Genomic DNA, 13,655 nt, shown 5'->3' with positions numbered 1-13,655 from the left:
CGCGTCACGTCTCGTCCTCCGTGTCAGGGGCGGCCGTCGGGAGGTTCTGCGCCACGGCCAGGGACATGAGCAGTGGCTCGGCGCGGCGCTCGCCGCCGTAGGAGAGGTAGTTGGCTCTCAGCCCGAACCCGCCGAACGGACGGTTGCCGTCCTCGGCGTCGAGCAGTGTGTGGTTGACACAGGTCCGGTGACGCTTGGACAGGACGTTCACCGTCTCCGGGTCGTTCCCGTACACCATCGCTCCCAAAGCGCGTTCGTTGAAGTAGGGGCTGGACAGCCGTTCACGCAGCAGCCGGGCACTGGGGTAGGCCACGACGTTGAACACCGGGGCGAACATCTCCTGGAGGGGGATCTTCTCGTCGAAGTCCCAGAGCAGCACGGTCGGTTCGACGCTGCGGGACGGCAGGTCGATGCGCCCGCCGTGCCGGATGTGGCGCGCATGGCGCACCAGGTAGTCCGAGCAGTTCACCAGGGCGGAGTCGTAGTAGATCGGGCCGTAGTCGGCGACAGGATCACCGTTCTGCCCGAAACGCAGTGAGGCGAGTTCGGCGGACAGGAGGTCGACGAATTCCTTGGTACGGCCCTTCGGTACGAACACCACATCGGGACCGAAGCAGTCCTGGCCCGAATTGTAGAGCCGGATGCGCATGACATCGTGCACAGCGCGGGTGAGGTCGGCGTCGGGCGCCAGCACGAAGGGGTTGATACCGTTACCGAAGAAGAGGAAGAGCTGGTCCTCCGCCAGTCCTTCTCTGACGGTCTCGGCATTGGCGTAGTTTCCGGTGAAGACGATGAGGTCCGCTTCGCGTACGGGACCCGTCACGAACTTTCGCTGGCTCAGTTCGGAGAGCGTGACGGGTAATCCGTGGACCGGTGCCAGCAGTTCGTGCAGACGCTGGATCTGGCTCTTGATCTCGGAAGACGGCCGGAAGGTGATTCCGTCGCTGTAGAGAGACGCGACGAGGATGTACAGCGCGTAGGAATAGAGCGGAATATTGGAGGGCATGAAGACCGCGGTCCTGGGAACGAATCCGGGCCGGGCGCGGCGGATCTCCTCCTCCGCTCCGTCGAGGGTGGCGAGGAACGAATGGATCTCCGCGCTGGCGGTGCGATGGGGCGAGATCTCGGTGAGAATGTCCAGCACCGCCTCCTCATGCTCCGCCACGTACCGCCGCACCGCGCGCAAGGCCTCGACCCGTTCGGCGAAGAGGGGGTGATAGCCGGTGGCGCCGACGGTCGGGCCGGACGTGGTGACATCGGTGGTCGTCTTCCGTGACGCGGACAGCGAGGTCATGGCGATCTTCTCCAGCAGGGCCTGGTGCGGCTTTCCCGTCTCCGTGTACGGCAGTTCGGGAAGCACGACGATGTGATCGGGCTGCTCGTAGCGGGCCAGCACGGTGCGCAGCAGCCGCTTCCAGTGGCCGGGCTCGTGCCCGTCCGGGTCCGCGATCACGAACACGAGACGGGACCCGACACGCGCGTCGGGGACGGCGACGACCTCCGTCCGCGCGCCGGTCGACTCGGCCCGCTCGGCGAGGTGGTCGGGGTACAGGGTGTGACCGTCCCGGTGCACGGCACGCTTCCGCCCGACAGGGAAGACCCGTCCGGCGTCGTCGAGCAGACCGATGTCGCCGGTGCGGTGCACGGGACTCGCCACCGGAACGATCTCACCGTCGTCCGAGAGCCGGCCGGTCATCAGGCCGTCACCGCGTACGACGAGTTCGCCCAGCCGACCGGGGGGAAGCGGCCTTCCGTGCTCGTCGTGGACCTCGACGACCACACCGGGCAGCGGCGTGCCGCACCCGACGGGATCGGCGGGGGGCGCCAGCGCGATGTTCCCCAGCTCGGTGGCTCCGTAGCCGTCGAGCAGATGCCGGCCCGTACGGGCGTGGAACCGGTCGCGCAGGCTGCGCCCCAGCGGCGCGCCGCCCACGCACCAGGCCCGTACGCTCTCCACCGCGTCGGCGAGAGCGGGACGGCGGTCGAGCAGGTTCAGGAGGCTGTAGTAGGTCGGCGGGGCCCCGTCGACGATGGAGAGACCGTGGTCGACACCGATCTCCAGCGCGCGGTCCAGCCGGGTCGCGGGCCCGTAGACCACGAGGGTGCCTCCGCCCAGCCACCAGCAGAGGACCAGCGACAGACCGTACTGATGGGAGTACGGCAGGACGGGCAGGAAGACGTCGTCGGGCCGGTATCCCATGCGCTCCGCGCTGAGCGTCAGATTGTCCAGGATCGAACGGCCCGAGCGGACGATGCCTTTGGGCTGCCCCGTCGTACCCGACGACCACGAGATCGCCGCGTCCTGGCGCCGCGCCCAGCTCGCGACATCGGGTACGGCTGCCGTGTTCCAGGCGGTACGGGGCGCCGCGTCGCCGTACGCGCCGTCACCGATCTCGTGGACCACGCGCGCCTGGGAGCGGATCCGCGAGCGCTGTGCAGGGGTGGCCCGGTGATCGGTCAGGACCACCGAGGCGTCGAGGTGGACGAGGGCGAGCAGAGCGACGACCCACTCCGGAGAATTCGCCCCGCTCATCATCACTCGCGAACCGGGCTCGATACCGCGGCGTGCGAAGATTTCGGTGGCACCGAATACGCGGGCCATGATTTCATCTGTCTCCCAGATGTGCCCCTCGGGCGAGATCAAACGCCTGGAAACGAGCAACTCGTGCTCCTTAAGGTCAAGGGTTCGCCCAGATTCTCGGATGCGCGTGTCCGCAGACCCAAAACCCAGTGACAACGCCTGCCGTTGTTCAACGAGACGCGTCCAGAAATGACTTTCCCATACCTCCAGAACAGTGTCGAGTACGGCAAGAACGCCTTATGGAACGTGGGGGATGAGTGGGTGGGCAGTGAAGCATGGGATATGCCGGGGGTGGCCATTTCTGATCGGTCGACCCATGGGGCGGCTGGTGCCGGAGTGCAGACGAAAGCCCATCGGCGGGGTACGGACATGGTTCTGTGTCGGGGAGGGGCAGGCAGGTTCATCCGCCTGTTCGGGAGCCATGTGTTCGCCCGACGGCAGGGGAGAGTCATGGGACATCGGCCCCATATCGACCCGTCGACCCGGATCAGATCCGGCCTCGGAAGGAGAACGGCTGATCACCCATGCTCGTGGCGAATCGGTGCCACCTGGGTTTGATGCGGAAAAAGCGGGCCCTGGAGTTGTCCGCCCAGGTCGGCGAAGAAAAGACCCGCGTCAGTCGGGTATCCCGGCGGAATCGAAAGGGCGAGGCGGATCGACGGGAAAGGAACGTGGATCGAATATCCCGCGAGGCGTGGCCACCGTGACCCGGTTCGCCGTTTCGTTCGAGAGCCCTGTGGACCCATCGAGCTTTTCCGGCCGGATCGGATTTCCAGGCCGGGGCGGGAGCCGCCGGTATGCGGGCGGCAGCCGGCCGGTGTGCTGAGACGTCGAGCGGAGCCGCTCGGGGGGTGGAGCACGGGTACGGGCAAGACGGCTGCCGCATCCGTCTTCGGTCGCGGGGCGCTTCACCAGGACCACCGCGAGGTCGGCGTGGCTCCGTCGGCCGACGGACGCGTACGGAAATGGCCCCGAGTGGCCCGCGGCCCGGGACCCTCCCCACTTCATCCGGCAGCTGACCGGCTGGGCAGACGCCGAGGATCAAGTGGAGCGCCGCCCCAGCGCCCGCCCCGGCGTCCACCCGGGCGGCGTCCCGAGCGGATCGGACACCGGCCGGGCGGACCGCCCGGGTCCTACCAGGGGCTGCTGCTGCTCGTGGAGGTCGCGCCCCCGGAGGTCGTGGGCGGAGCGCCGAAGACGGAACCGCCCGAGGAGGACCGGGTGGGGACGGAGGCGGGACCGGCCGCCGCACGACGGGTGGGGGCGTCGGCGGACGACTGCGTGACCGCCCGCACCGGCGCCTCCCGGACCGTCTCGCGCGGACGCTCGGCCTCCCCGCCGATCCGCTCCAGCCGCAGCACCAGATTGCGCTCGTGCCGATTGCCCCCGGGCCAGTCCACGTCCTTGCTGGTGATCGTCTGCGTACGGACGCCGCCCACGGTCTCCCAGCGGCTCCTGACCGCCCGGATGTTGGGCCGCCACCGGCCCTCGTGCAGGTGCTCCACCTCCAGGTGCCAGCTCGGCGCGTCGACCTCCCGGACCGTCCCCACCTCGCCGGGGACCTCGATCCGCGCCCCGCGCGCACCCGACACGGTGACCACCGCGCGCTGCGGCCAGTCGGCGTCGAGACCGGTGACGGTGATCCGGCAGGGGCCCTCGTACCAGGCCATGGGTGCTCTCCAGTGCTTTCGGGGACGGTGAGGGGGAGGGACGGCGTCAGTCGCGGGGGAAGTTCCCGGCGACGAGCGCCGCCAGTTCGTAGTACGCGGCCCGGGTCCGGCTCCGCATCGACTCCGGGTCGACCTCGCCGCCCCTGGCCAGCTGGGGGTCGTACGGGACGGTCACCACGGCCCGGCAGCGCTGCTGGAAGTGCGCCACGGCCTCGTCCATCCGGACCGGCCGCCCCGGGGACGACCGTCCGGCGGAGACGACCGTCACCGCCTGGCGCGCCTTCTCCTCGTGGCCGAGGGCGGTCAGCCGGTCGAAGACCAGACCGGCGCCGCTCATCCCGTCCGCGCCCGGAGCGGCCGCCACGACCAGTTGGTCCGACAGCTCCAGGACCGCGCGCAGGAACGCGTGCGGCATCCCGGTCCCGGAGTCGGTGACGACGATCGGGTACTGGCCGCTGAGCAGACCGACGACCTGCCGGTAGTCCCGCTCGCCGAACGCCCGGAGGTCCGCCGGGTCCGGGTCGTGCGCCACGACCTCCAGGCCGCTGGGGGTCTGCGAGGTGAACGCCCGGATGTCCATGTACGTGCGCAGCCCGGGGAGCGCGGCCACCAGATCGCGCACGGTGGCGTCGGACTGCCGCCGCACCCGTCGGCCCAGGGCGCCCGAGTCGGGGCTCGCGTCCACGGCGACGACCCGGTCGGCCCGCTCCCGCGCCAGCACCGCGCCGAGCGCCAGGGCGGTGGTCGTCTTCCCGGCCCCGCCGCTCAGGCCGATCACCGCGATCCGGTGACTGCGCAGCAGCGGGACCCGGAGGACGTCGGGGGCACCGCCCGGCCCCCCGCGCCGCCCGATCCGGAAGAGCGGACGAGAAGCACGCCGGGCCGGCCGCACCTCCGTCAACGGCTCCGCCGCTCGGGCCGGGACCGACCCGAGCGGGACCGCGGCCCGCACCACGACCCCGGCCCCCGTCCCGCTCCCCGCCTCGGTCTCCGGCGGGTGCTCCGGCCCCCGCTCCGGAGCCACCGCCGATACGGGCTCCGCCGGGACGGGACCCATGGGTGCGGGATCGGCGGCCACGGGCTCCGCCGATGCCGATGCCGATGCCGATGCCGATGCCGGAGCCGGTTCGGTGGCCGAGGGCTCCATGGGCGCGTGCCCCGCCGGTACGGCTTCGGCGGCCCGTTCGGGCGGCACCCCGTCCGGGGTCTCCGCCGGTGTCTCGACGGGCATCGCGCCCGGTGTCCCCGGCGGGGCTTCGCTCCGCCCCGTGCGCCAGTGCTCGGGGCTGTGGTCGGGCGCGTCCGTCCAGTGCTCGGGCGCGTCCAGGTCGTTCCTGGCTACGGCGGTGACCACCGCGGCCCCCTCTCGTCGGTCACCCGGAGGAACGGCCGGACGAGCACGACCGGTTCAGACGACACGCCCTCCGCGTTCACTCCGGGGCGAGACCGTGCCGCTCCAGGACGGGGCGCAGCGCCCGTACCGCGTAGAAGTTGCGGGACTTGACCGTGCCCGGCGGAATCCCGAGCACCGCGGCCGCACCCACGGTCGAGCGGTCGTTGAGGTGCAGTTCCACCAGCACTTCGCGGTGGTGGACGGGCAGTTCGGCGAGCGCGTCGTCGACGGCGTGCGCGATCACGACCTCCTCGTACGGGTCGTCCGGGGCCGCGCGGTCCTCCGGCGTCTCGTCCCCCAGCTCCTTCGGCCGGGCGGACTGCGCACGGAAGTGGTCGATGGCGATCCGGCGGGCGACGGTGAAGAGCCAGGGGCGGCCGTGCTCAGGGCCCCGGGTCAGTGCCTGCGGGTTCTGCCAGGCGCGCAGGAACGTCTCCTGGAGCATGTCCTCGGCCCTTCCCCGGTCCCCGCTGGTCAGACGGAGCAGGGCGCGGAACAGGGCGGAGGCGTGCAGCCGGTGGAGCTCCACCAGGGTGTCGCGGTCCATGGTGGGGCGGGGGCTCGCCGCCGCGTGGACGCCCGGTCCCGTCCCGTCGCTGACCGTGCCGCCGCAACCGCGGTCGTGCGTTCCCATCCCGGTTGTTCCTTCCCCACGCCGCACGTCGACGACGCCGGGGTGGCGGACGGCAGCATCGATCGACCGACGGCTCGAAGCACATCGGACTGGTCGAGGACGACTGTGGCAACCTTGGCTAATGTTTTGCTAATGCCCGGACGTGATCGCGGCCCGTCCGGTAACGAGTGGCTAAAAGTCGTCGCGGGGGGCTCGACTCGGGGCATTTCGCCTGTATGGGCGGGGTGTTGCGGGCTGAGACGGTGTGGGTGGATACGTTCACGGGCTTGAGCGGGACCGTTCCCCAAGCCGTTCCCCAAGCCGTCTCCAGGCCGTTCTCCACCACGGCGTCACCCACGCCGTCACCACCCTGCGCGCACCCCCGTCCTCGGAGACCGGCAGCAGTGGACCGGCGGTCACACGGTCCTGCCACGGGCGGGCCTTCCGCCGCCCCACTTCAGACCGGGTCCGGGTCGCTCCTCCTCGGCGCCTCCGGGGCACGGTAGTGATCCGGCCGCCACCGGCGCCGACGGCCTCGCGGCACCACGGCGGCGGCCCCCGCCACCGCCGCCAGCACCGCCAGGGAACCGGCCGCCACCCACCAGGCGGACCCGGCGGCGGACGCCCCCCGCGCGGGTGGCATCGCCACCCCCGGCGCCACCGCACGCCCGCCCGGGGCCCCCGCGCCGCGCCGCTCCTCGGGAAGCACCGCCGTGACGGCGGCGATCGGATCGACGGAGCCGTACCCCCGCACCGGATCCGGCACCGGTCCGCCCGGTCCCGACGTGGTCGAACGGAGCCGGTGGACCAGCGCCCGGGGGCTCAGCTCGGGACGGCGGTCCAGGACGAGGGCCGCCGTCCCGGCCACCAGCGCGGTCGCGTAACTCGGCCCGGAGGCCGTGAAGCTGCCCCGGCCGCCCGGCCCGGGACCGGTCACCGCCTCTCCCGGCGCCGTCAGGTCCACCCGGCCCTCGGGAGCCTGCCCGGCGGGCCCCCCGGACGGGCCGGTAGCCGCCACCGACACCACCTGCGGGTGGGCCGCCGGATACGCCACGCTCTTGGCCCCGTCCGGAGCGACCGGGGCGATCACGACCGAGCCCCCGGCGACCGCGTCCCGCACGGCGCTCCTCAGCGCCGGACTGTCCGAACCCGTCACCGCCACCACGGCGATCACCCGGGCGCCGCCGCGGACCGCCGCCCGGATGCCCTTGGCGAGGAGGTCGGGAGTGGTGTTGCCCCGCCGGTCGGTCACCGGGACGTCCAGGATCCGTGCCCGGGGCGCGATCCCCGCGAAACCCGCCTCCGGGGTACGGGCCGCCGCGATCAGACCGGCCGTGAAGGTGCCGTGACCGGCGCAGTCCGTCGCCGGACCGGCCTCGAACAGACGCGGTGTCCGCTTCAGCCGGTCGCCCAGCAGCCCGGAGGCGTCGTCCACCCCCGAACCCACCACGGCCACCGTCACCCCGGCCCCCTCGGACAGCGGCCAGACCGTCTCAGGACGCAGCAGGGCCTGGGGCCAGGGCAGTCCGGTGACCTTGCGGTCCGAGGGCTTGCGGCAGGTGTCGCCGGAGAGCCGCTGCGTGACGGAGGGCAGCGAGGCGGGATCGGTACCCGCCGCCCCGGTCGCCGCCCCGGCCCGGATCGCGGTCGCGCGGGAGCCGGTCCCGCCGTCCGGACCGGGCACGGCCGCCGCGCTCCCCGGCGTCAGCGTCCCGCACAGCAGCCCTGCCACGAGGGCCGCCGCCCCGCCCCGCGCACCCCGGCTCACACGACACCGTCCGGTACCCGGTCCCAGGGCACGTCCTGCGGCAGCAGCAGGCTCAGCTCGGCCATGTCCTCGACGTCGTCGAGCTTGCTGAGGCGGCCGGCCTGCCGGGTGATCATCGTCTCCAGGGTCTGGCGGGCGAAGCGGCCGTTGCCGAAGTTACGGTCGCGCGGCACCGCCGCGAACAGCTCGGCCAGCGCCGACAGGGTCTCCGGCGGGCACACGTAACCGGCCTTGTCGGACAACGCCCCGACGATCCGCACCAGTTCCTCGTCGGTGTAGTGCTCGAAGACGACGGAGCGGGAGAAGCGCGAGGCCAGGCCCGGGTTGGAGTCCAGGAAGCCCCGCATCTCGTCGGCGTACCCGGCGACGATGACCACGACCTCGTCACGATGGTCCTCCATCAGCTTCATGAGGGTGTCCACCGCCTCCTGCCCGAAGTCGTTGCCCGTGCCGCCGCGCGGCGTCAGCGTGTACGCCTCGTCGATGAACAGCACGCCGCCGCGCGCCCGGTCGAAGGCGTCCTTCGTCAACTGCGCGGTGTGGCCCACGAAACGGCCCACCAGATCGGCCCGCGCGGTCTCCACCAGCTGGCCGCCCGGCAGCACACCCAGCTCGGCGAGCAGCTGCCCGTACAGCCGGGCCACCGTCGTCTTGCCGGTGCCGGGCGGGCCGGAGAACACCACGTGGTGGCTGATCGTGGCCGTCGGGAGCCCGGCCTCCTTGCGCCGGTTGACCTGCTTGATCAGATTGACCAGGTCCTCGACCTGCTCCTTGGCGGCGGGCAGACCGATCATCGCCCGCAGTTCTTCGAGGAGTTCCGTCCTGCGCTCCACCGGCTGCCCGGACGCCGCGGCGGCCACCGCGGCCGCGGCCGTCGCCCCCACGTCCTCCGGCTTCAACAGCGCCAGATCGGTGTTGCCGATCTCCGGCAGCGCGGCGAGCCGGGACGCCTGCCGGTCCACCATCTCCTCGAAGACCTTGCGCGCGGCCCGGCCGTTGCCGAAGTCGGCGCCCTTCGCCATGGTCTCGAAGTGCAGCGTCAGGGCCTCACGGGTGCCGTCGGCGAGCTGGTAGCCGTGCGAGGCGGCGGACAGCGTCACGATGGTGGTCAGCTCGTCGTCCCCGTAGTTCTCGAACTCCACCGTGCGGCTGAACCGGGACGCCAGACCCGGGTTGGAGTCCAGGAAGCCCCGCATCTCCTCCGAGTACCCCGCCACGATGACCACGACCTCGTCACGGTGGTCCTCCATCAGCTTCACCAGCGTGTCGATGGCCTCCCGGCCGAAGTCCGGCCCGCTGCCCCCGGTCCCCTGCGACAGCGTGTACGCCTCGTCGATGAACAGCACACCGCCCAGAGCCTGCTGGAACACCTCCGTCGTCTTGATCGCCGTCCCGCCGATGATCGACGCCACCAGGTCCGCCCGCGCCACCTCCACGAGGTGACCCGACGGCAGCACGTCCAGCTCCGCGAGGATCGAGCCGTACAGCCGGGCCACCGTCGTCTTGCCGGTGCCGGGCGGCCCCGCGAAGATCAGATGACGGCTCATCGGCAGCGCGGGCATCCCCGCCAGCTCCCGGCGCCTGGCCAGCTTGTTCAGATTGACCAGGGTGGCGACCTGCTCCTTCACCCCGTCCAGGCCGACCAGCGCGTTCAGCGACTCCAGCGGCCCGTCCGGCCTGCGCGACGCGGCGGACCCGCCCGCCCGCGCGGCCCCGCCGGAGACACCGTCCGCCGAGCCCTCCCGGTCCTCCTCCCCGCGCGGTCCGTCCGCCGCCGCCCCCGGCCCGCCGGACGCCGCCGTCATCTCCCCGTACGAGTCCGGCAGGTCGTTCTCCGCGCTCGTCAGGTTCTCCACCGCGAGCCGCGCCGACGGCTTGAGCTGGCGCAGCCCCGAGCCCCCGTTCCCGGAGACCGCGCAGTCGTGCACCCGTACCGCCTCCGTCGAGTCGACGCGGATGCCGTCGCCGGTGTTGTCCACCGCCTCGCACCGGTTCAGCGCGGCCCGCCCGCCCTCCGCGACCCGGAAGCCGTACCGCCGACAGGACCGCGCCCGGGTGCGGGCCGCGGTCAGCTCCCCGCCGTCCTCGACGAGCACCCCCTCCTGCGGCGAGTCGGAGACCTCGCAGTCCCGCAGCGTGGCCACCCCGCCCCCGCCGACCGACACCCCGGCCGCGCCCGTCCCCCGGACCGTGGTGGTGCCGACGTACGCGTCTCCGCCGTCGGCGATCCGCACTCCCGCCTGCCCGGTCGCGGAGATCTCCGAGCCCTCCACACGGCCCCGGCCGCCCCGGGTCACCTCCACCCCGGCCCCGGCCACGTCCGACACGTTCAGCCGCCGCAGCATCGGGTTCGCGCCCTCCAGCACGCGCACCCCCGCCGCCGCGCCGCCGCGCACCTCCAGCCGGTCGAAGTCCGGCGCGCTGTCCCCGGTCAGCTGGACCCCGGCCTCCCGCGAGTCCCGCACCGAGCACCGTTTGAACGAGGGACCCGAGGACTCCTCCACCCAGATGCCGGTGCCCTCGGCGGCGGTGACCTCGCACTCCTCGAAGGCGCCGCGCGAACGCCCCGTCACATGGATGCCGTTGCCCTTCGTCCGGGAGACCCGGCAGCGGGTCAGCACCGGGTCGGTGCCCTCGGCGAGCGCGATGCCGTGCACCTTCGTCGCGGACACCGAGCAGTCCTCCAGGACCACCCGCTCCTTCGAGCTGATGTACACGCCCAGCAGACAGTCCCGCACCGAGGTCCGCACCACCCGGGTGGCGCTGTTCTGCTCCAGGGCGACGGCGGGCTTGTCGGTGGCCGAGATCTCGCAGTCCTCGACGAGCCCCCGCGCCTCGCCGTTGGCGCACACCCCGTTGCCCCGGGCGTCGCGGAACACGCAGTTGCGGAAGGTCGGGTTGGCCCGCTCGCCGATGACCACCGCCGAGGTGCCCAGATGCTCCACGACACAGCCGTCGATCACACTGGTGCCGGTGGACGTCTCCACGATCCCCGCACCACCGGGATTGGTCACCCGGCAGCCCCGCATCGCCAGCGAACCCTGCTGCCGGGTGAGCACCGCCGTCCAGGCGTTGCCCACCACCTCGCAGTCCTGGAGCGCCGCCTGCCCGCGCGGCACGTCCACGGCGGGCAGCTCGTCGTCCTGCCCCTGGAGCACCAGACCCGTCAGCTGCACCGCCTCGGCCACCACCTGCACCACCGTCCCCCGGGGCGGCACGATCCGCACGGTCCCGTGCGGGTCCTCGGCGGTGATCGTCACCATCTTGGTGATGACCAGGTTCTCCTCGTACCGGCCCGGACGCACCGAGATCACCGCACCGCTGCGCGCGGCCTCCAGGGCCGCCCCGATCGTGCGGTAGGGGCCGCCCGCGGGCGGGCGGTCGCTCTGCGCCTCGGCGCTCACGGTCAGCACATGGCGCGACATGCGTGGATGTTCCCTTCGTGGTGGCCCCTCGGAGAGGGGCCTCAGGTGCGGGGCCTCAGGAGCGGGCCGGTGCGGCCGGCCGCCTCGTCAGGCAGAGGTGCACTGGACGCGGGCGGCGTCGCCCGCGTGATGGGCGTAGGTCTCCCGCGACCCCGACCAGTCGATGCCCCGGTCGTGGAGCTTCACCGTCAGTACGCCGCCGGTGAGGCGGACGCTGCCCGCGCTCACCCACTGGCCCCGCAGGGACTGCTGGTCGAGGCGGAAGGACCGCAGGATCGGGTCGCTCCCCGTGGCACCCGCGTGCACCGTGTAGTACGACGGCTTGCCGCCGACCGCCTTGATGTCGCTGTTGTTGGGGATGTGCACCGAGACCTGGCAGGTCCCGGAGGTGAAGGAGCCGGTGCGGAAGGTCCAGCGCAGCGCGTTCCCGGCGTCCGAGCCCGCGTTCCCGGACATCGGCAGCGAGAGGAAGGCGCCGTTGCAGCCGCCGCCCGCGTAGCCGCCGGAGCCGTACTTCTGCCAGCCCTCCTTGCCGTCGGTGTACCAGCCGCTGTACGTGAAACTCGCGCCCGCACCGGCGCAGTTCGGCCCCGCCACGGCCGAGTACTGCTTCTTCGCCGGAGGGGGCGGAGGCGCCTGGGTGGCGGGCTTCTGCGGGATGCCCGCGGTCTCCCGGGGCTTGGCGGGGGCCTTGGTGGGCGTGGGGCCGCCCTTGGCGGAGGAGGTCGGGGCCGGAGCCTTCCCCGGGCCGCCGCCGGAGTTCCGGCCGGTACCGGGGGCCTGGGAGGAGGTGGGTGTCGGACCGGCGGGGGCACCCGCGCCCAGCCCGACGCCGATGCCGGTGACGCCCGTGGACAGGGGGCCCTTCCCGGCGACCGTGGAGCCGTTGCCCGAGCGGGGCGTGGCCCCCGGCGCGGCGGCGCCGGGCAGCGAGGAGCCCTTCTCCGGCGCGTCGGCCCTCGGCACGAAGCCGCCGGGACCGCCGTCCGCCTGGTTGTACCCGGTGGGGCGCGGCGGCAGGGGACCCGGCCCGGAACCGCCGCCGCCGAGCTGCGAGAGCAGCAGCGGCACGCCCATCAGCACCACGCCCGAGGTGGCCGCCGCCGCGATCATCGGCTTCGAGAGCCGCCGTCCGGGCCGGGACTCGGCCCGTACCCCGGGCGCCGCGGCGGCCTCCGCCGCGAGGCCGTCCGCGTCGGAGGCCGCCTGGGTCCCGCCCCCGGGGGCGCTCTCCGGCGCGTCCCCGCCGTCGGCGTCGGACCCGGTGCCGCCCCCGGCGACGCGCACGGCTTCGGCACCGGTTTCGGTCCCGGCTTCAGTCCCGGTCCCGCCGTCGGCGGAAGGCACGGCCGGGGCGGCGCCGGAGGGCACGACCGAGGGCGCGGCCGGGGACTCCTGCCCGGTGGCCTCCGCGACCGGCTCCGGCGTCACGGCCCCTTCGACGGGCTTGCCCGCGGACTCCCGGGACTTCCCCTCAGGCCCGCTCTCCGGCTTCCCGTCCGGGTTCCCCTCCGGCTCCTCGCCCGCCTGCTGCCAGGCGACCGCGGGCAGGCTGATGGCCGCCGCCTGCCCGCTCGCGTTCCCGGCCCGCACCTCGTTGTCGTCCACCGTCATTCCCCTCGGTCCCCTCGCTCGTCGCGAACCCTCCGCGCACGTACGAACGGACCGGCGGCGCCCCGTGGTTCACCAGCCCCGGTCAGCCCAGCGGATGGATCTCCGTCCCCTCCGGCGCCGGGGTCAGGACGAAGGCGGCGGCCCGCTCGACGACGTCCTGCCCGAGGGGGCCGGGGGCCGCGTAGGAGGGGTCGCTCAGGTGCGCCAGCAGCTCGGGATCGGGGGCGAGCGCGTAGTGCTCCAAGTAGTACGTGACGGTGTCCGTCCACACCCACCGCCCGTCCGTACGGAAGGTGAGCGGCACCTCGGCGACCCGGGAGGGGTCCAGCACGTCGTCCATCAGCGCCGGCGTCGCGAGCACCGGCGTTCCGGCGGCCAGCCGCTTCAGGAGCAGGGTGTGCAGTTCGGGGTTCTCGACCACCGGGTGGTCCGCGGCGAACCCCGGACCCGTCACCGGGTCCGCGTGGTCGAAGACGGAGGCGAGCCGGAACTCCGGCTGGGGCTCGGGGTCGGTCATGACGGGTTCCTGTCCTGGATTCGGGGCGGGCCGGGGCGGCCCGGCGGCCGTACGCTCCCGGGAGAACGTACGGC

The 13,655-nt window shown here is 73.1% G+C and carries 8 protein-coding genes; all 8 read right to left on the bottom strand.

The window, feature by feature from the left end:
* Positions 1-4: 4 nt before the first annotated feature.
* The 8 genes from ACIO92_RS31920 to ACIO92_RS31885 all read right to left on the bottom strand — a co-directional run bounded on the left by ACIO92_RS31920 (position 5) and on the right by ACIO92_RS31885 (position 13,581).
* Complete coding sequence (locus tag ACIO92_RS31920) at positions 5-2,602, bottom strand: aldehyde dehydrogenase family protein (RefSeq protein ID WP_402061067.1); 2,598 nt, start codon at positions 2,600-2,602, stop codon at positions 5-7.
* Between the two features lie 1,112 nt (positions 2,603-3,714).
* On the bottom strand, positions 3,715-4,251 hold the full coding sequence (locus ACIO92_RS31915) for a hypothetical protein (RefSeq protein ID WP_402283884.1): 537 nt from the start codon (positions 4,249-4,251) through the stop codon (positions 3,715-3,717).
* Between the two features lie 46 nt (positions 4,252-4,297).
* Complete coding sequence (locus ACIO92_RS31910) at positions 4,298-5,605, bottom strand: MinD/ParA family protein (RefSeq protein ID WP_402283886.1); 1,308 nt, start codon at positions 5,603-5,605, stop codon at positions 4,298-4,300.
* 76 nt (positions 5,606-5,681) lie between these two features.
* Entirely contained in the window at positions 5,682-6,278 is a 597-nt protein-coding gene (locus tag ACIO92_RS31905; RefSeq protein WP_366445781.1) for a sigma-70 family RNA polymerase sigma factor, read from the bottom strand.
* 436 nt (positions 6,279-6,714) lie between these two features.
* Positions 6,715-7,989, bottom strand: a complete 1,275-nt coding sequence (locus ACIO92_RS31900; RefSeq protein WP_402283888.1) for a S8 family serine peptidase — start codon at positions 7,987-7,989, stop codon at positions 6,715-6,717.
* Positions 7,990-8,021: 32 nt separating this feature from the next.
* Positions 8,022-11,450 (bottom strand): right-handed parallel beta-helix repeat-containing protein, encoded by a 3,429-nt coding sequence (locus tag ACIO92_RS31895; RefSeq protein ID WP_402283890.1) that lies wholly within the window; start codon positions 11,448-11,450, stop codon positions 8,022-8,024.
* An 87-nt stretch (positions 11,451-11,537) separates the two neighbouring features.
* Positions 11,538-13,064, bottom strand: a complete 1,527-nt coding sequence (locus ACIO92_RS31890) for a hypothetical protein (RefSeq protein ID WP_402283892.1) — start codon at positions 13,062-13,064, stop codon at positions 11,538-11,540.
* Between the two features lie 82 nt (positions 13,065-13,146).
* The gene (locus ACIO92_RS31885) at positions 13,147-13,581 is read right to left on the bottom strand and encodes a hypothetical protein (protein ID WP_366445777.1); all 435 of its coding nucleotides are present in this window, start codon (positions 13,579-13,581) and stop codon (positions 13,147-13,149) included.
* Positions 13,582-13,655 lie beyond the last annotated feature (74 nt).

The sequence above is a fragment of the Streptomyces sp. NPDC087215 genome (assembly GCF_044744885.1).
Taxonomy (GTDB): Bacteria; Actinomycetota; Actinomycetes; order Streptomycetales; family Streptomycetaceae; genus Streptomyces.
Note: the sequence above shows the minus strand (reverse complement) of the source record. Positions and strands in the feature narration are given on the sequence as shown.